Source organism: Rhodanobacter sp. FW104-R8 (assembly GCF_001617365.1).
Lineage (GTDB): Bacteria > Pseudomonadota > Gammaproteobacteria > Xanthomonadales > Rhodanobacteraceae > Rhodanobacter.
In genome coordinates this window covers 1-16,643 of record NZ_LVJR01000026.1, presented here as the reverse complement: position 1 = coordinate 16,643, position 16,643 = coordinate 1, and the positions used below count along the sequence as shown (strand labels likewise).

The 16,643-nt window shown below is 69.4% G+C and carries 14 protein-coding genes and 1 pseudogene; 7 read left to right on the top strand and 8 right to left on the bottom strand.

Annotated elements, in window-relative coordinates; translation table 11 throughout:
- Positions 1–2 precede the first annotated feature (2 nt).
- The 5 genes from RHOFW104R8_RS07780 to RHOFW104R8_RS07760 all read right to left on the bottom strand — a co-directional run bounded on the left by RHOFW104R8_RS07780 (position 3) and on the right by RHOFW104R8_RS07760 (position 7,448).
- Positions 3–1,022, bottom strand: a complete 1,020-nt coding sequence (locus RHOFW104R8_RS07780) for a YncE family protein (protein ID WP_068094256.1) — start codon at positions 1,020–1,022, stop codon at positions 3–5.
- Positions 1,023–1,054: 32 nt separating this feature from the next.
- Complete coding sequence (locus RHOFW104R8_RS07775; RefSeq protein WP_068094587.1) at positions 1,055–4,105, bottom strand: efflux RND transporter permease subunit; 3,051 nt, start codon at positions 4,103–4,105, stop codon at positions 1,055–1,057.
- Positions 4,106–4,116: 11 nt separating this feature from the next.
- Positions 4,117–5,205 (bottom strand): efflux RND transporter periplasmic adaptor subunit, encoded by a 1,089-nt coding sequence (locus tag RHOFW104R8_RS07770; protein ID WP_235604384.1) that lies wholly within the window; start codon positions 5,203–5,205, stop codon positions 4,117–4,119.
- The gene (locus RHOFW104R8_RS07765) at positions 5,202–6,596 is read right to left on the bottom strand and encodes a TolC family protein (protein ID WP_082823563.1); all 1,395 of its coding nucleotides are present in this window, start codon (positions 6,594–6,596) and stop codon (positions 5,202–5,204) included. The genes RHOFW104R8_RS07770 and RHOFW104R8_RS07765 overlap by 4 nt, the downstream gene beginning before the upstream one ends.
- Positions 6,597–6,671: 75 nt before the next feature.
- Positions 6,672–7,448 carry a MipA/OmpV family protein gene (locus RHOFW104R8_RS07760; protein ID WP_068094251.1) on the bottom strand — a complete coding sequence of 259 codons (777 nt, stop codon included), beginning with the start codon at positions 7,446–7,448 and terminating at the stop codon, positions 6,672–6,674.
- A gap of 178 nt (positions 7,449–7,626) precedes the next feature.
- On the opposite strand from RHOFW104R8_RS07760, the gene RHOFW104R8_RS07755 reads away from it, so the two are divergent.
- The 5 genes from RHOFW104R8_RS07755 (at position 7,627) to RHOFW104R8_RS07735 (ending at position 11,913) form a co-directional block, all read left to right on the top strand.
- The gene (locus tag RHOFW104R8_RS07755; RefSeq protein ID WP_068094248.1) at positions 7,627–8,325 is read left to right on the top strand and encodes an MtnX-like HAD-IB family phosphatase; all 699 of its coding nucleotides are present in this window, start codon (positions 7,627–7,629) and stop codon (positions 8,323–8,325) included.
- 62 nt (positions 8,326–8,387) lie between these two features.
- Positions 8,388–9,788 (top strand): aspartate aminotransferase family protein, encoded by a 1,401-nt coding sequence (locus tag RHOFW104R8_RS07750; protein WP_068094244.1) that lies wholly within the window; start codon positions 8,388–8,390, stop codon positions 9,786–9,788.
- Between the two features lie 253 nt (positions 9,789–10,041).
- The gene (locus tag RHOFW104R8_RS07745) at positions 10,042–10,320 is read left to right on the top strand and encodes a type II toxin-antitoxin system RelE/ParE family toxin (RefSeq protein ID WP_063089526.1); all 279 of its coding nucleotides are present in this window, start codon (positions 10,042–10,044) and stop codon (positions 10,318–10,320) included.
- A 20-nt stretch (positions 10,321–10,340) separates the two neighbouring features.
- The gene (locus RHOFW104R8_RS07740; RefSeq protein ID WP_068094583.1) at positions 10,341–10,637 is read left to right on the top strand and encodes a HigA family addiction module antitoxin; all 297 of its coding nucleotides are present in this window, start codon (positions 10,341–10,343) and stop codon (positions 10,635–10,637) included.
- Between the two features lie 268 nt (positions 10,638–10,905).
- Entirely contained in the window at positions 10,906–11,913 is a 1,008-nt protein-coding gene (locus RHOFW104R8_RS07735) for a hypothetical protein (protein ID WP_068094240.1), read from the top strand.
- Between the two features lie 408 nt (positions 11,914–12,321).
- Here the strand turns inward: RHOFW104R8_RS07735 and RHOFW104R8_RS07730 are convergent, their stop codons facing one another.
- Both RHOFW104R8_RS07730 and RHOFW104R8_RS07725 read right to left on the bottom strand, forming a co-directional pair.
- Entirely contained in the window at positions 12,322–13,554 is a 1,233-nt protein-coding gene (locus RHOFW104R8_RS07730; protein WP_068094236.1) for a beta-ketoacyl synthase, read from the bottom strand.
- Positions 13,554–13,826: an acyl carrier protein gene (locus tag RHOFW104R8_RS07725; protein WP_068094232.1), complete on the bottom strand. Its 273-nt coding sequence runs from the start codon at positions 13,824–13,826 to the stop codon at positions 13,554–13,556. Before RHOFW104R8_RS07725 ends, RHOFW104R8_RS07730 begins: the two co-directional genes overlap by 1 nt.
- Before the next feature lie 95 nt (positions 13,827–13,921).
- Between RHOFW104R8_RS07725 and RHOFW104R8_RS07720 the strand changes: the two genes are divergently transcribed.
- Both RHOFW104R8_RS07720 and RHOFW104R8_RS07715 read left to right on the top strand, forming a co-directional pair.
- Complete coding sequence (locus RHOFW104R8_RS07720; RefSeq protein WP_068094230.1) at positions 13,922–14,992, top strand: GNAT family N-acetyltransferase; 1,071 nt, start codon at positions 13,922–13,924, stop codon at positions 14,990–14,992.
- Positions 14,985–15,878: an arginase family protein gene (locus RHOFW104R8_RS07715; protein WP_068094228.1), complete on the top strand. Its 894-nt coding sequence runs from the start codon at positions 14,985–14,987 to the stop codon at positions 15,876–15,878. The genes RHOFW104R8_RS07720 and RHOFW104R8_RS07715 overlap by 8 nt, the downstream gene beginning before the upstream one ends.
- Here the strand turns inward: RHOFW104R8_RS07715 and RHOFW104R8_RS07710 are convergent.
- Positions 15,875–16,643 (bottom strand): annotated as a pseudogene (locus RHOFW104R8_RS07710) (glycosyl transferase); the annotation flags it as partial. The gene RHOFW104R8_RS07715 and the pseudogene RHOFW104R8_RS07710 sit on opposite strands and share 4 nt — an antisense overlap.

Here is a 16,643-nt window from a genome sequence, read left to right as displayed (position 1 = left end):
GCTCAGGGCCGCCCGACGACGAGGATGCCGAAGCTGTCCGGCTCGACCGTCGGCCGGCCGTTGGCCTGTCTGGTCGCGCCGAGGCGTGCCGCGGAGAGGTACAGCCGATGCAGCTTCGGGTCGAGCGCCAGCGTGCGCGCGCTGGTCTGGGTGGGAATGGTCGCCGTCACGCGGTAGTGGTCCGGGTCGTCCTCGTGCACGGCGGTGACCGTGCCGCTCTCGCCATTGGAGCTGTAGACCGTCGCCTCGGCCGCGTCGAACACCACCGCGTCCGGGCCGTCGCCGATCGGCACATCGGCCACGTGGTGGCCGTCCACCGCGTCGAGCACCGCCATCGTGCGGTTGTCGCACACCGCAAACAGCCGGTGGTGCGGGTTGTCGAGGGCCAGCCCGCTGGGCGATTCGCACGGCGCCAGCGGCCAGGCCTGCAGCAGCTTGCCGGCGATCGAATCGAGCTGGACCAGCTCCGACTTGTCCTCGATGTTCACGTAGACGTGGCCGGCGCCGTCGGCCACCGCGAACTCCGGCTTGCCGGGCAGCGCGATGCTGCCGACCACCGCGTTCTTCGCCGGGTCGATCACGCTGGCCGTGCGGCTCCTGCCGTTGAAGGTGAACACGTGGTGCGAGGCCTCGTCGTAGAGGATCGCGTCGGGGTTGGCGCCGGTGCCGCCGACCGTGGCCACGGTCTGCAGCGTGTCCAGGTCGAACACCGTCACCGAAGCGCTGTGGCCGTTGCTGGTGAAGCCGCGGTGCAACGCCGGCGCCAGCGCGATGCCGTGCACGCCGCCGGTGCCGGCGATGCTGCCGACCTGGCGGCCGGCATCGACATCGACCACCAGCACGCGGTCGCCGCGGCTGACGAACAGGTGGCGGTGCGCCGCGTCGAAGCTGAGGTAATCCCAGCCGCCCGGCCCGCCCAGCTGCAGCTGGTTCAGCAGCCTGGGCGGCGGCGTGGCGGCGCTGGCGGCGGAGGCCGACGCCAGCAGCGCGGCAGACAGGAGCGTGCGGGTCAACAGGGTCATGGCAGCGGTCCTCGTGGCTAGGAAACGGCGGTTCAGGTCGCCGGCGCGGCGCCGCGCCGGCGCAGCACCGTGTACAGCACCGGCATCACCAGCAGCACCAGCGGCACCTGCACCAACATGCCGGCGATGATCGCCACCGCCAGCGGCTGCTGCATCTGCGAGCCCTGGCCGAGCGCGAACGCCAGCGGCAGCAGGGTGAGGATCGCGGCGATGGTGGACATCAGGATCGGCCGCATGCGGTGGTGGCCGGCGTAGCGCAGCGCGTCGGGCAGCGGCATGCGCTGTTCGGCGTCGGCCGCCTCGGTGAAGTAGAAGATCGCGATCTCGGTGACGATGCCCACGATCATGGTCATGCCCATCAGCGCGGAGATGTTGAGCTCGATGCCGGTGACCCACAGCCCCACGAACACGGCGGACAGGGCCAGCAGCGGCGCGGCCATGATCGCCAGCGCCACGCGGAAGCTCTCGTAGAGGAACAGCAGCAGGGTGAACACCAGCGCGATCGCCGCCAGCATCACCACGGTGAGGTCGTGGAAGGCGATCTGCTGCTGCGCGTACAGGCCGCCCAGCTCATGGTACATGCCCGGCGGCAGCAGACCCGGCTTCGCCAGCACCCGCTTCACGTCATTCACGGTAGAGCCGAGGTCGCGGCCCACGATGCGCGCGGTCACCGCCACCATGCGCTTGAGGTTGTCGCGGTTGATCTGCGGCTGGCCCTGCACCGCGCGGATCGTGGCCAGCGCGGACAGCGGCAGCACGTGGCCGTCGCCGGCGCGGATCGGCAAGGCCTGCAACTGCTCCAGCTGCGCGCGCGCATTCGGCGGCAGCCACACGCGCACGCCGACCATCTTCGGCCCCTGCGGCAGCTGCGCGGCCACGTTGCCGGCCACCGCGTCGGAGACCTGTTGCGCCACCGCCACCGGGTCGAGCCCGGCGAGGCCGGCCTTCACCGGATCGACCTGCACGTCCAGTGCGTCGCCCGCGGGGTTGATGCCGTTGCGCACCTCGGCCACGCCGTCGACCTTGGCGATGGCCGCAGCCACCCGCTGCGCGGTGGTGCCGAGCTGGGCCTCGTCGTCGCCGTACAGCTTGATCTCGATCGGCTGCGGTACCTCGGTGAGGTCGCCGATCAGGTCCTCCATCAGCTGCGCCACGTCCACGTCCAGGCCCGGCACCCTGGCCACGACCTGCTGGCGGACCTGCTCCATCACCGTGGCCGTGGATGGCCGCGCGCCGTTCTTCAGGCGCACGAAGAAGTCGCCGGTGTTCGCCTCGGTGAGGCCGCCGCCCAGCTGCAGGCCGGTGCGCCGCGAGTAGGTGTCCACGTTGGGATTCGCGCGGATGATCTGCTCGACCTGCTGCAGCAGCCGGTCCGTTTCGTCCAGCGAGGTGCCCGGCAGCGAGCGGTAATCCAGCACGAAGCCGCCCTCGTCCATCCTCGGCATGAAGCCGCTGCCGACCTGGCCATAGGCCAGCGCACCCGCCACCAGCAGCGGCACTACCCCGGCCAGCACCAGCACCGGCCGCTGCAGCAGGCGCCCCAGCGTGCGTTCGTAGCCGGCCAGCAGGCGTTGCGAGAAACGGCCCGGCGGATGCTCCACGGCATGCCGCTCGTCGATCAGCCACTCGGCCAGCAGCGGCACCACCACCCAGGTGAGCAGGTAGGAGATCACCAGCGCGCTGGCCATGGTCAGCGACAGCGCCTTGAAAAACGCGCCGGTGACGCCGGTGAGGAAGGCCAGCGGCAGGAAGATCACCACCGTGGCCGCGCTGGAGCCGGTGAGCGGGCGGGTGAATTCCCACGCCGCGCCAGCGATGCGCTCACGCACCGGCCCCGTGCCGTCGCGCAACCGGCGCATGATGTGTTCCAGCATCACGATCACGTCGTCGATCAACAGGCCCACCGCGGCCGCCATGCCGCCCAGCGTCATCATGTTGAAGCTCATGTGCAGCAGGTCGAGCAGCAGCACGGTGATCGCCAGCGTGCCCGGCACCACGATCATCGCCACCAGGATCACCCGCGCGTTGCGCAGGAACACGAACAGCACCAGACCAGCCAGCACGATGCCGATCAGGATCGCGTCGCGCACGCTGCCGGCCGCGCCCAGCACTAGCTGGCTCTGGTCGTACCAGTTGGCGATGCGCAGGCCCTTGGGCGCCTGCTTCCCGTAGTCGGCCAGGCGCTGCTTCACGTCGCGGGCGATCTGCACGCTGTTGCCGCTGGGCTGCTGGAACACCTGCATCAGCACCGCGTCGTGGCCATCCGCCGTGGTGCGCACCCACTGCGGCTGGTGGCTCATCTGTACCGTGGCCACGTCCGCCAGGCGCAGCACGCCGTGCGCATCGGCGCGCAGCACGATGTCGCCCAGCGCCCTGGCGGTGGCCGGCTGGTTGTTCGCCAGCAGCAGGTAGAGCTTGTAGTGGTCCTGCAGGCGGCCCATCGACTGGATGGTGGCGGCATTCGCCACCGCGTGATCGAGGTCGGCCAGGGTGAGGCCCTGCGCGCGCAGCCGCGCCACGTCCACGTCCACGTGGAACTCGGCCACGTCGCCGCCCTGCACGTCCACCTGGGCCACGCCGCCGACGCCGGACAGCAGCGGACGCAGCTGGAACTCGGCGATGTCGTGCAGCTGGGCGGGCGTGAGCGTGTCCGAGCGCAGGCTGTAGGCGAGGATCGGGAACACCGTGGGATCGAGCCGGATCGCCGCCACGTTGATGCCGGGCGGCAGGCGCGGCAGCACCTCGCCCATCGCGGCATCCACGTCGAGCAGGGCGCGGCCCATGTCCGCGCCCCAGTCGAAGCCGATGTTGATCTCGGCGCTGCCGCGGCTGGTGGTGGAGCGCACCTCGCGCACGCCGCGCACGCGGCGGATCGCCTCCTCCACCGGCCGGGTGACGGCGACCACCATCTGGTCAGCGGGCTGGTCGCCGGCGTCCAGCGATACGCGCACGCGCGGGAACGACACGTTGGGAAACAGCGAGACCGGCAGGTTGAACGCGCCGGCGATGCCGCCGATGGCGAGGATCAAGGCGAGGAACAGCAGCGAACGCCGGTGCTGGTGCATCCACTGGGTGATCGTCATCGGTGCGGCGATCACGGCTTGCGCTCGCCGTCGGCCTGGCGATCGCCCTGGCGCACAGCCGCGCCGTCGTCCAGTTCGTAGGCGCCCTGAACGATCACCGGCAGCTGCGCGTCGAGCTTGCCGAGCACGCCCACGCTGTCGCCGGCCGGCTGGCGCAGCTGCACGTCCACGCGATGCGCCTTGCCGTGGTCGAACTGGAACAGGTAGTCGCCCTGCTCGTCGTGCAGCACGGCGGCGCGCGGCACCGCCCAGGCGGTGTAGTCGCCGCTCTGGATCGCGGCCTCGATCGCGGCGCCGGCCACCAGCGTGGCATCGGCGCCGGCGGGCAGCTCGGCCTGCACCGGCAGCAGGTGGGTCTGCGGGTCGACCGCGCGCCCCACCATGACGAGCTTTCCGGTGAAGGTTGCGCCGTCGCCGTACACGCCATGCACGGACACGGGCATGCCCGCGCGCAGCCGTGTGCCGGCATCGGGCTGCACGCCCAGCGCGGCGATCAGCGCATGCGCGGGCATGAAGCCGAGCAGCGGTGCGTTCGCGGCGAAGCGGTCGCCCAGCGTCACCGGCACCGCGGTGACCACGCCGTCGTCCGGCGCCGCCACGGTTTCCTCGGCCGCGCCGCCGCCCAGCGCCTGCTGCGCCGCCAGCGCGGACTGCGCATCCGCCAGCGCCTTGCGCGCGATGGCGACTTGCGACTGCGTGGCCAGGTGTTGTGCCGCCAGTTGTTCGGTGCGCTGCAGCTCGCCCTGCGCCAGCGTCGCCGCGCTCTGCGCCTGCTGGTACGCGCTGCGCGCCGCGGGATCGGGCGTCACCACCAGCAAGGGCTGGCCGCGCCCGACCGTCTGCCCTGCGCTGACCTTGAGCGCGACCACCTGGCCGCCGTGCGCGAGGCTGATCGAGCGCGCGGCATGCGGATCGGCCGCCGCGCTGCCCCAGGCCGCCACGCTGTCGTGGAAGCTGCGCTGCACCGGCATCGCCGTGGTGACCAGCGCCACGCCCTTGGCCTCGCCGGCGTGTTCATCGTCGCCGCCGCCCTTGGCGCAGGCGGCCAGCAGCGTCATCAGGCCCAGCGCGACGGCGCGCGCCATCAGGGTTCGCTTCATGGTTTGGACGTCCGTTCATTGGCGAGATCCGTGTGGCCCAGCAAGGCCTCCAGCGCGATCGCGGCGGTGGCGCGTGCCTGCCGCAGCGCGAGCAGGTCCATGTCGGCGGCCAGCGCGTTGCCGCGGATGGCGAGATAGGTCGGCCAGTCGAGCAGGCCCTGCTGCCAGGCCTGCTCCGCGGCACGGCGCGCGGCGTCGAGGCTTTGCGCATGCGCGATCTGCGCCGCCCGCTGGCGGTCCAGCGTGGCGAGGTCGGCAGAGAGGCGCTGCATGTCGCTGCGCGTGGCCAGCAGGCGTGCGTCGTAGTCGTCCTTGAGCTGCTGGCGGGTGGCGGTCTCGATCGCGATGTTGCCGCGGTTGCGGTCGAACAGCGGCAGCGTCAGACCGATGCTGAAACCATTGGTGGTGATGTTGCTGGTGTCGCGCGCGCGGGTGAGGCCCACGGTGATCGCGGGGAACTGGGCGAGGATGGCGCCGCGCAGCCGCGCCTCCTGCGCGCGGTAGCCGGCCTCGAGCGCCAGCAGGTCGGGGCGCCGCCGCGGCAGGTCGGCCAGCGCCGCCTGCAGCTGCGCGGCATCGGGCTCGGCCTGGTACGGCGCGCCGGCCAGCTCCAGCGGCGCGGTGGGCGCCAGGCCCAGCAGCTGGCGCAGGTCGCTTTCGGCCTGGTGCAGGGCCACCGCGTTGTCGCCCGCGCGCTTGCGCGCGTCCGCCATCGCGTTGAGCCCCGCGCTGGCGCCGTCGTAGTTGAGGTTGCCCGCGGCCAGCGCCGCCTGCACCGCCCGGTCCACCGGCGCCAGAGCCTGCACTTCGGCATCCAGCTCGACCTGCTGCGCGCGCAGGCCCTGCACCTGGCCGAACAGCAGGCGCGCCTGCGCGATGGTCTGCCATTCCGCCCACAGCAGGTCGAGGTTCACCTGTTCGGCCTGCGCGTTCGCCGCGTGCCGGCGCGAGGAGCGCAGCAGCAGCGCGCTCACGTCCTGGCTGAGACCGAGGTTGTAGGCACGGGTGAGGCCGCTGCCGGAGTCGTGCGGAAAGTCCGCGCCGAAGCTGAGCTGCGGATCGGGCAGCAGGCCCGCGGCGAAGGCCTGCGCGCGGGCAATGCCCAGCGCGTCGCGCTGCAGCTTCAGGGCCGGGCTGTTCGCCACCGCCAGCATCGCCACCTCGGTGGCGTCCAGGCCGTCGCTCGGGTCGAAGCGATGCGCGGCCAGCGTCGGCAGCGACATCGCCGCGGTGGGCGCGGTCAGGTGCGCCACGTCGGCCGCGCCCTGCCCCGTGCCCAGCGGCTGCGGCGCGTAGCTGGCGCAGCCGGCCAGCGCCAGCACGAGGCCCAGGCCGGGCAGGCGCGGACACGACGGTCCAACAGTGAATGGCAGCAGGCGGGGAAGGCGCATGCGGTCATTCTGGCGGCGGCCGCTTAGTTCTTTCTTACCTGCCTGCGGCCTGGCCATGCACGGGCTCCGGGCGGCCTACAGGTGGTAGACGAAGGCCAGCGAGCAGGACACCTGGTTGCGCGTGCCGAAGCGGGCCACCAGCGGGCTGGACGCGGCGTTGCCGAGCAGGCGGGCGTATTCCAGCGAGGCGGCCAGGCCGGTGTGACGGCTGGTGGGCAGGAACAGGTCCCAGGCCAGCGCCAGTTGCTGGCTGCCCGCGCCCGGCGCCCACGCCGGCACGCCCAGCGCCTGCGCGGCGTCGGGCGTGATGCCGAAGAAGCGCCGCATCGCCGCGCCGTTCATCGACTGCCAGCGCAGCTGCAGCGACTGCTCCATCAGGCCGGGCATGGGCGGGTCCCACTCGAGCTGCAGCTCGGTGTAGGCGCCGGCACCGGCGAGGTCGTGGCTGAGGAAGGCGCTCAGGTTCAGCTGCGGGGTGAAGTCCCACTCCAGGTAGCCGCCGCCGGTGGCGCGCGACGCCAGCGCCGGCACCTTGCCGGCCAGCGTGCGCAGATCGTCGCGGTCGCGCCCCCACTGGAAGCTGCCGTAGAGGCCGCCGTGCAGCTGCTGGCCGCGGATCAGGTCGAACTGCAGGCCGTTCTGGGTGGACAGGCTGAAGCCCGCGCGCGGCAGCTCGATGTCCACGAACGGGATCGGGTCCACGCGCTCGTGGCGCGAGCCGGCCCAGGCAGGCATGCGCTGCATGCCTGCGCCGACCGCCACGGTGGTCGCGCCGTCGTCGGCGCGCGCCGCCACCGGCGCCAGCGACAGGCACAGCAAGGCAAGCAGCAGGGGCAGGCGATCGGGATGCATGAAGGGGACGGGCCGGGGAGGTCGGCAGCTTAAACGGCCTGGGACGCCGGCGGTTGGCCGCGCCCGCGCGCCGCTCAGCTGCGGTTTGGTCGCGGCGCGCGGCGCGGGCACGCAGGGAAAGGAGGCCGAAAGGCAGGCTGCCTACCCTGCAAGCCATCGTCATGGTTGCGAGTTTCCGATGTCCCCCTCTGGCTGGACCATCCTGTGTGATTTCGACGGCACCGTTTCCGTCGAGGACGTGATCGACTCCCTGCTCGACCGCTTCGGCCGCCCGGGCTGGGAAGTGCTGGAGCAGGACTGGCGTGCCGGCCGCATCGGTTCGCGCGAGTGCATGGCCGGCCAGGTCGACCTGCTGCAGATGACCCGCGCCGAGCTGGACGAGCACCTGCGCGAGCTGTGGATCGACCATGCGTTCCCCGGCTTCGTGGCGAAGGCACGCGAGCTGGGCGTGCCGATCCGCATCGTCAGCGACGGCCTCGACTACGCGATCCACCAGATCCTCGGCCGCTACGGCCTGGACGATCTGCCGCTGGCCGCCAACCACCTGGCGCCGGCCGAGCCGCCGAAGCAGTGGCAGCTGACCTCGCCGTTCCAGGCCGACGGCTGCCGCAGCGGCACCTGCAAGTGCGCCTGCGTGGCGCAGGCCCGCCAGGGCGGCGCGAAGACCCTGCTGATCGGCGACGGCGCCTCGGATTTCTGCGCGGCCGACCGCGTCGACTTCGTGTTCGCCAAGCACCGCCTGATCGAGCATTGCCGCGCCGCCGGCATCCCCTACATGCCGATCACCGGCTTCGAGGACGCGCTGGAGTACCTGCCGCGCCTGCTCGACGGTAGCCTGGTGCATCACGTGCGCTACCACGAGGCAGCGGCAGCCTGACCGCCGGCGCCGCCTGCCCCTTCCCCGCAGCATCCCCAGAAACCGTTTCCCGGACCCAGACCATGAAAATCGACAAGAACGCCGTCGGTTTCATCGACGACGCGCAACTGCTCGCCGATGAGGCGAAGTACAGCTCCTTCGGCGACACCGTGCACTACGTCGACCCGCCGAAGATCTTCCGCCACGGCGAAGGCAGCTACATGTACGACACCGCCGGCACGCCGTTCCTCGACCTGCAGATGTGGTATTCGGCGGTCAACTTCGGCTACGGCAACAAGCGCCTCAACGACGCGCTGAAGCGCCAGATCGACGTGCTGCCGCAGGTCGCCAGCCAGTACCTGCACCAGACCCGCATCGAGCTGGCCAAGACGGTGGCGCTGGACGCGAAGAAGAAGTTCGGCCTCGACGGCCGCGTGCACTTCAACGTGGGCGGCGCGCAGGCGATCGAGGATTCGCTGAAGCTGGTGCGCAACTACAAGCAGGGCAAGAGCCTGATGTTCGCCTTCGAGGGCGGCTACCACGGCCGCACCCTGGGCGCCTCGTCGATCACCTCGAGCTACCGCTACCGCCGCCGCTTCGGCCACTTCGGCGAGCGCGCGATGTTCCTGCCGTTCCCGTACCCGTTCCGCCGCCCCAAGGGCATGACGGCGGAAGAATATTCGGACAGCTGCGTGCGCCAGTTCGCGCGCCTGTTCGAGACCGAATACAACGGCGTGTGGGACCCCAAGACCAACCAGTGCGAGTACGCCGCGTTCTACGTCGAGCCGATCCAGGGCACCGGCGGCTACGTCGTGCCGCCGATGAACTTCTTCAAGGACCTGAAGAAGGTGCTCGACCAGTACGGCATCCTGATGGTGGTGGACGAGATCCAGATGGGCTTCTGGCGCACCGGCAAGCTGTGGTCGATCGAGCACTTCGGCGTGACCCCGGACGTGATCGTGTTCGGCAAGGCGCTCACCAACGGCCTCAACCCGCTGTCCGGGCTGTGGGCGCGCGAGGAGCTGATCAACCCGACGATCTTCCCGCCGGGCTCCACGCACAGCACGTTCAACTCCAACCCGCTGGGCACCTCGCTGGGCCTCGAAGTCATCAAGATGGGCTACGAGCTGGACTACGAGAAAACCGTGCCGGTGAAGGGCGCGCATTTCCTCGAAGGCCTGCGCGGGCTGCAGAAGAAGCACAAGGAAATCGGCGACGTCGACGGCCTCGGCCTGGCGCTGCGCGCCGAGATCTGCACCGAGGACGGCTTCACCCCGAACAAGGCCCTGCTCGACAAGATGGTCGACATCGGCCTCGCCGGCGACCTGGAACACAACGGCAAGAAGATCGGCCTCGTGCTCGACGTGGGCGGCTGGTACAAGAACGTGATCACCTTCGCGCCGTCGCTGGACATCACGCACGAGGAGATCGATCTGGCGATGTCGCTGCTGGATCAGTTGCTGACGAAGGCCAAGAAGGGCTGATCGCGCTCACGGTACAAACGAAAGGCCCGGGGGGAAACCGCCGGGCCTTTTGTTTTTCGGTCCTTCGCCTTTCTCCCTCTCCCCTTCGGGGAGAGGGCTGGGGTGAGGGGGTGCTCGCGATGATCTCGCTCTCCCCCCGTCCGCTTGCGGGAGAAGGGTTGGGGGAGGAGGCCCTTGCCTCACCGCCTCCGCAAGCATCAGAGCGGCAACGCACCGACTTGCAACTTATCGTTACTCGATATACGGTAAGTTCATGATAAAGACGTTTGCCGACGAGGATACGGAAGCCTTGTTCAACGGCACGCGTGTCCGTCGCTTCGCGAACATCGAAGGACCTGCTCGCCGCAAGCTGGAGTACCTGGACGCAGCGGCGGTATTGGCAGATTTGCGGATACCACCTGGCAACCGTCTGGAGGCGCTCAAGGGCAATCGTGCCGGCCAGCACAGCATCCGGGTGAACGACCAGTTCCGCGTGTGCTTCCGATGGAACGGCGGCGACGCCTTCGACGTGGAAATCTGCGACTACCACTGACGACGGGAATGGAAACGACCATGGCCACCAAACTGCTGCCGCCGGTGCATCCGGGCGAAATCCTCCGCGAGGAGTTCATGCGGCCACTCGACCTGTCGAGCAACGCGCTGGCGCGCGCCATTGGCGTCACGGCTGCACGGGTGAACGACATCGCCAACGAAAAGCGCGGCATCACCGCCGACAGCGCACTGCGCCTTGCCCGCTATTTCGGCACCACGCCCGAGCTGTGGATGAACCTGCAGAAGCGTTACGAACTGGAGGTCGCACGGCGCGAGTTGCAGGGGGCTTTGGCGCATATCCAGCCGCGGGCTGCGTGAGCCGTGCTGGATGGTGGGGCTGTGGTAATTGAATCTGACCTCGCTTTGCAGCTATTTGTCCCTGGCACCTTTTTCCTTGCGGCACCTTTTTCCCACCGCCGTCGAAGGGCCCGGGACAGCGGGCGTGCATCCTGCGCGCCAGAAGTACCACATCGAGCATCGCGGTCAATTCAAAGGTCCAGAGCGTGCACTCAGTTTGTCAGACAAGCTACTCTGCTCCCGTTTTGGATACAGGGGGAGAGAAGCAATGGCAGGAGCAAGTACATACATGGGTGACGATGACGGCAACGCATTGGTCATTCGTAGCGAAGAGGACGCATGGGATACCTTGGAGGCAGCGGTTTCCGGCGAAGCATCTCTCGATGCCGCGCGTTTGCGCTTCGCGGGCTGGCCGGTTTGGTCGCTAGATGCGAAGGGACACGATTGGCAAAGCACGGTGCCCACACGCATCATGCCGCCGCTCCTCGATGTTCAGAAGGACATTAATCGTGCCTTTGCGGGGGTACGATACGGCGATGCAAACCTGCGTCGCTTACGCGATGATGAGCGCGACGAGCTTGAAGTGGTGGTCAAAGTCGAGAAGGGGTCGTCGCTGTTCACGGCGGACCTGTCGGATCAGCTCATTAAAATCACAGAGGCGGCAATCGGACGCATGAACGGTGTGGAAGCATTGATTGCTGTGCTGAGCATTGGGCTCATGATCACCTCGCCCGTGATGTACAAGGCGTGGCTGAATCACCGCATCAAAGAGAAAGAGCTGCAGAGTCGCGCGGAACTGGACAGCAAGAATATCGAGGCCAGGATTCAGCAGTCACAGGAAGAGACGCGGCGCATGGAAATCATGCGTGATGCGATGACTCGGCAGCCAGCGCTTCGTAGCGTTGAAGAGGATGTACAGATCACGGCGAACCGATTCTTGAAGGCCACGCGCCCGGGCGACAGGTTCGAGACCAAAGGTGTACCGGTTACCGCTGAAGAAGCTCATGAAATTGCGCAGCCCGAGCGTGAGCATTCCAAGGTGCTGGATATTCAAGGCGACTTCGCGATCATTGGCAACCGTACGGATAAGGGGGATGGATTCCGCGTCACGGTTCGCCGTCAGTCGGATCAGCTGCAGTTCGTTGCCGATGTCATGGGCGACTTACCACCGAACGACAAGCAAGCCATCCAAGATGCGGAATGGAGCAAATCCTTGGTCACTCTGAGCATCGAGGCGGAGATGCTGCGCGAAAAAATCTCACGTGCGTCGGTGATCAGCGCAAAACCCGTCAAGTGAAAAGCTGTCGGGGGCAATGGCCCGCAAGCTCGCGGCACTTGGCTTCTGGCGCGCACGACGCGCGCCTACTCTTCGGGGCTCCTCGGCGGCGGTGAGGCGTGGACGATCAGGCCGCGCAGCGGGCATCGCCATGGAGGGCGATGCCTTTTCGACCGGGCAGGAGGCCCGGCCGAAAAGCCAGGCCCCGCCTCACAGACTTGCCGCCCATGGATGGGCGGCAAGCGCCAATCGGGGTGCTCTTTCTCTTTGGTTACTTTCTCTTTGAGCACGCAAAGAGAAAGTAACTCGGGCACCGGCAGGCGCACGAAACCGCTTTGTGACTTGTAGCAACACAAAGGCTAAGGCACTGCGATTCCTGCCTTCGCAGGAATGACGAGCGGGAGGCGGGCTTGCTTGAGGCGCCGCCGCTCACGGCGCCCGCTTCAACGCCAGCACCGCGTTCAACCCGCCGAACGCGAACGAGTTGCTGAGCACCGCGCGCACCGGCATCTCGCGCGCCACGTTCGGCACGTAGTCCAGGTCGCAGGCCGGATCGACCTGGTCCAGGTTCGCGGTGGGCGGCACCACGCCGTCGCGCAGCGCGCCGATCACCGCCACCAGCTCCAGCGCGCCGGAGGCGCCCAGCGCGTGGCCGTGCATGGACTTGGTCGAGGACACCGCGAGGCGGTCGGCGTGCGCGCCGAAGGCGAGCCGGATCGCGCGGGTCTCGGTGACGTCGTTGGCCTGCGTGCCGGTGCCGTGGGCGTTGATGTAGTCGACGTCCGCGGGATTCAGCCCGGCGTCGGCCAGCGCCTGGCCCATCGCGGCGGCCGCGCCATCGGCGCTGGGCATCACGATGTCGGTGGCGTCGGCGGTCATGCCGCTGCCGGCCAGTTCGGCGAGGATGGTGGCGCCGCGCGCCTGCGCATGTTCCATGGATTCCAGCACGAAGATGCCGGCGCCCTCGCCGAGCACCAGGCCGCGCCGGTTCGCGCTGAACGGGCGGCAGGTGTCGTCGGCGAGCACGCGCATCGCTTCCCAGGCGCGCAGCGCGCCGTAGGTGAGGCAGGCCTCGGTGCCGCCGGTGATGGCGACGTCGGCCAGGCCCCAGCGGATCATCTGCGCCGCCTGGATGATCGCATGATTGGCCGAAGCGCAAGCGCTGGCCACCGCGAAGGTGGGGCCGCGCAGGCCCCAGGCAATGCTGATCTGGCTGGCCGAGGCGTTGGTCATCAGCCGCACGATGGTCAGTGGATGGGCGCGATTGGAATTCTCTCCGTACAGGCGCCGGCTCTGTTCGTCCTGGGTGGTTTCGCCGCCCACGCCGGTGCCGACGATCACTGCGGTGCGCAGGCCGAGCTGGCCCTGGCGAAAGTCCAGCCCGGACTGCGTGACCGCCTCGCGCGCCGCGTGCAGCGCGAATTCCGAGGTGCGATCGAGCATCGGCAGGGTGCGCTCGTCGATGTTCGCCGCCGGGTCGAAGCTGCCGGGCACCTGCGCGGCGACCTTCACGCGCAGCCGCCCGGCATCGGGATGCTGCAGCGGGCCGATCGCGCTGCGGCCTTCGCGCAGGCCCTGCCACAGCGCCCCGGCGCCGACGCCGAGCGGGCTGATCGCGCCCATCCCGGTGATGGCGATACGGCGTGCCGGATCACCTTGCATCACTTCGCGCCCTCGCCGGCGGCGGCCTTTTCGTCCAGCGCCTTCTGCACGGCGTCGACCAGGCTCTGCGCCGTGTCGCTGTCGAAATTGGCGCCCTGCTGGTCGGGGAAGTTGATGTTGAAGTGCTCTTCGATATCGAAGATCAGCTCGATCGCCTCCAGCGAGGCGATGCCGAGGTCCTTCAGGGTGGACTCGGGCTTCACGCTGGCCACGTCGACCTTGGCCTGTGTGGCGACGAGCTCGAACACTTGCTGCTGGATCGTTCCGGTCATGGCGGGGTCCTTGGTGGCGGGCGACAATGGAAGGCCGGCGCAAGGTGGGCCGGTCAAGCTATTGGCCAGCACAGTCTAGGCAAACTCGCTTACGCATGCCTTTCATTTCGCAACTGGAACCGGACGCGCTGCTCGCCGCGTTCATGGCCGAGCCGCCGGCCGGCTTCGAGGTGGACCATTCGCCGCAGGGCATGCCGGCCTTCGTGGCGCCGTTCGACCTGCTGACCACGGCCGACGACGCGCTGCGCCGCCGCGTGGCCGCGCTGCCGCTGTACCGCCACTGGAGCCGCCTGCTGCGCTGGCGCACCCGCTTCGCGGGCACCACGGTGACCGAGTACGCGCCGCTGCCGCCGGACGTGGCGCCGGCGGCGCTGGCGCAGGGGCTGAAAGCCGCCTTCGGGGGCGAATGCGCCCTGCTGATCGTGAAGGACATCGCGCAGGATTCGCCGCTGCTGGACGACGCGGCCAACGCCCACGCGCGCGCCTTCGCCGCGGCCTGCGCGGCGGCGGGCTTCGTGCTGCTGGAAGGCCAGGCGCTGGCCTTCGTGCCGATCGACTTCGGCTCGGACGACGAATACCTGGCCAGGCTCAGCTACAGCCGGCGGAAGAACATCCGGCGCAAGCTGCGCTCGCGCGCCGATCTCGAGATCGAGACGCTGCGCACCGGCGACGCCTGCTTCCGCGACGAGGCGACGCTGGCCGCGTTCCAGGCGCTGTTCGACAACGTGTACGCGCAGAGCACCATCCACTTCGACCGCCTCGGCGCGGACTTCTTCCGCCTGCTGCTGCAGGACGCGGCCAGCGGCGGCGTGGTGTTCGTCTACCGCCACCAAGGCAGGATGATCGGCTGGAACCTGTGCTACGAGTACGGCGGCAAGCTGGTCGACAAGTACATCGGCCTCGCCTACCCCGCGGCGCGCGAGCACAACCTGTACTTCGTCAGCTGGATGCACAACCTCGGGCATGCGCGCCGGCGCGGCCTGAGCCATTACGTGGCCGGCTGGACCGACCCCGAGGTGAAATCCTTCCTCGGCGCCCGCATGACCTTCACCCGCCATGCGGTGTACGCCCGCAATCCCCTGCTGCGCGCGCTGCTGCGCCGGCTGGGCAGCCATTTCGAGAGCGACCGCCACTGGCAGGCGGCCGCGGAAGCCGCCGATGAATGACCTCGCGAACCGCCCCGTCGTGCTCGACATCGACCGCTCGGTCGGCCCCCTGCCCGGCCGGCTGGTGCTGCCGCTGGAACACTGGCAGGAGTCGATCCGCTTCGGCTGCTCGCTGGCGGACATGCGGCGTTTCCGCACCATGCTGGACGAGCTGCTGCCGGCCGAGTACGGCACCGTGTTCCTGGGCAGCGGCGATTTCCACCACCTCAGCTGGCCGCTGATCGCGCGCTTGCGGCCGGCCGCGCCGTTCCAGGTCGTGGTGCTGGACAACCACCCGGACAACATGCGCTTCCCGTTCGGCGTGCATTGCGGCTCGTGGGTGCGCAAGGTGGCGATGCTGCCGCAGGTGAGCCACGTGCACGTGCTCGGCATTACCTCGCCCGACATCGGCGGCGGCCACGCCTGGGAGAACTACCTCGCGCCGCTGTGGCGCGGCAAGCTGAGCTACTGGAGCCTCGGCGTGGATACCAGCTGGGCGCGCCGGCTCGGATTGGCGCGGGCGTTCCACGGTTTCGATACGCCTGCGGCGCTGGTCGACGCGTTTGTCGAGCACCAGCGCACGCAGGCCGCGCCGAGCTACCTGTCGATCGACAAGGACGCGTTCGCGCCCGAGGTGGCCCGCACCAACTGGGACCAGGGCCGCCTGCAGCTCGACCATGCGCGGGCGCTGATCGACAGCCTGCGCCACGGCCTGGTCGGCAGCGACATCAATGGCGAGGTCTCGCACTACCGCTACCGCCAATGGTGGAAGCGCAAGCTGTCTGCGCTGGACGAGCAGCCGGTGATCGACCCCGCGCAGCTCGCCGGCTGGCAGGCGCAACAGCACGCACTGAACCTCGAACTGCTGCAGGCGATCGCGGCGCGTTCCGGCCGGGCCGCCTACTAGCCACGCCGAGGATCCACCGGTGGCGCCGCTGCCGTCCCCACGATGTCGCCGGCATGCCAGATGCGCAGGCTGCCGTCGCGATAGGGCTGCCGGTACAACGGCGGGGCCGGGTACTGGTAGCCCGGCTCGCCGCTGATGACCCACCCTTGCGGATGCACGCGCGCCCACGCCGCGACAGCGGCCGGGTCGGTGGTCGCCGGGATCGGCGCAGTCAGCCGCCCGGCAAAGGTGAGCAGGCCGTACTGTGGCCCGGCGAACAGCAGCGGGACACCCGCCTGCTGCGCGGCGGCCACGCGCCGGGCCGCCGTCTTGACGTCGTAGTGGGGGCCGGCGCCGAGCACGAAGGCAAGCTTGCACAGCAGCAGCGCCGCCAGCATGCCCAGCGCGGCGAGGCTCACCGGCAGCGACGGCGCCCGCTGCCACACGTACGCCAGTCCCACGATGACGATGAGTACGCCGCAGGCGATGGCTCCCGCACGGCCGGCGCGATCGGTGGCCAGCCGGCCCAGGCCGATCGCCACCGCGATGCCGATGAGCGCCAGCACCAGCCCGACGCGCCAGCCCACCACGCGCCAGCGGCCGGCGCCGAGGCGCACCCCGCCGGCCAGGGCCAGCGCCGGCAGCAGCGGCAGCAGGTAATGCGGCTGCTTGCCGCTGATCAGGCTGAATACGACGAAGCCGGGAACGAACGCGGCCGCCACGAAGCGGTCCACCACCCCGCCGATGGAAGCGGATGCGGACGCGACGCGCCCGGTCGAGGCCACC

Coding starts and splice junctions, on each gene's coding strand:
- RHOFW104R8_RS07740 (WP_068094583.1), top strand. CDS start 10,341: ATGGCCACCAAACTGCTGCCGCCGGTGCATCCGGGCGAAATCCTCCGC.
- RHOFW104R8_RS07735 (WP_068094240.1), top strand. CDS start 10,906: ATGGGTGACGATGACGGCAACGCATTGGTCATTCGTAGCGAAGAGGAC.
- RHOFW104R8_RS07730 (WP_068094236.1), bottom strand. CDS start 13,554: ATGCAAGGTGATCCGGCACGCCGTATCGCCATCACCGGGATGGGCGCG.
- RHOFW104R8_RS07780 (WP_068094256.1), bottom strand. CDS start 1,022: ATGACCCTGTTGACCCGCACGCTCCTGTCTGCCGCGCTGCTGGCGTCG.
- RHOFW104R8_RS07770 (WP_235604384.1), bottom strand. CDS start 5,205: ATGAAGCGAACCCTGATGGCGCGCGCCGTCGCGCTGGGCCTGATGACG.
- RHOFW104R8_RS07725 (WP_068094232.1), bottom strand. CDS start 13,826: ATGACCGGAACGATCCAGCAGCAAGTGTTCGAGCTCGTCGCCACACAG.
- RHOFW104R8_RS07765 (WP_082823563.1), bottom strand. CDS start 6,596: ATGCGCCTTCCCCGCCTGCTGCCATTCACTGTTGGACCGTCGTGTCCG.
- RHOFW104R8_RS07760 (WP_068094251.1), bottom strand. CDS start 7,448: ATGCATCCCGATCGCCTGCCCCTGCTGCTTGCCTTGCTGTGCCTGTCG.
- RHOFW104R8_RS07715 (WP_068094228.1), top strand. CDS start 14,985: ATGAATGACCTCGCGAACCGCCCCGTCGTGCTCGACATCGACCGCTCG.
- RHOFW104R8_RS07755 (WP_068094248.1), top strand. CDS start 7,627: ATGTCCCCCTCTGGCTGGACCATCCTGTGTGATTTCGACGGCACCGTT.
- RHOFW104R8_RS07750 (WP_068094244.1), top strand. CDS start 8,388: ATGAAAATCGACAAGAACGCCGTCGGTTTCATCGACGACGCGCAACTG.
- RHOFW104R8_RS07745 (WP_063089526.1), top strand. CDS start 10,042: ATGATAAAGACGTTTGCCGACGAGGATACGGAAGCCTTGTTCAACGGC.
- RHOFW104R8_RS07720 (WP_068094230.1), top strand. CDS start 13,922: ATGCCTTTCATTTCGCAACTGGAACCGGACGCGCTGCTCGCCGCGTTC.
- RHOFW104R8_RS07775 (WP_068094587.1), bottom strand. CDS start 4,105: ATGACGATCACCCAGTGGATGCACCAGCACCGGCGTTCGCTGCTGTTC.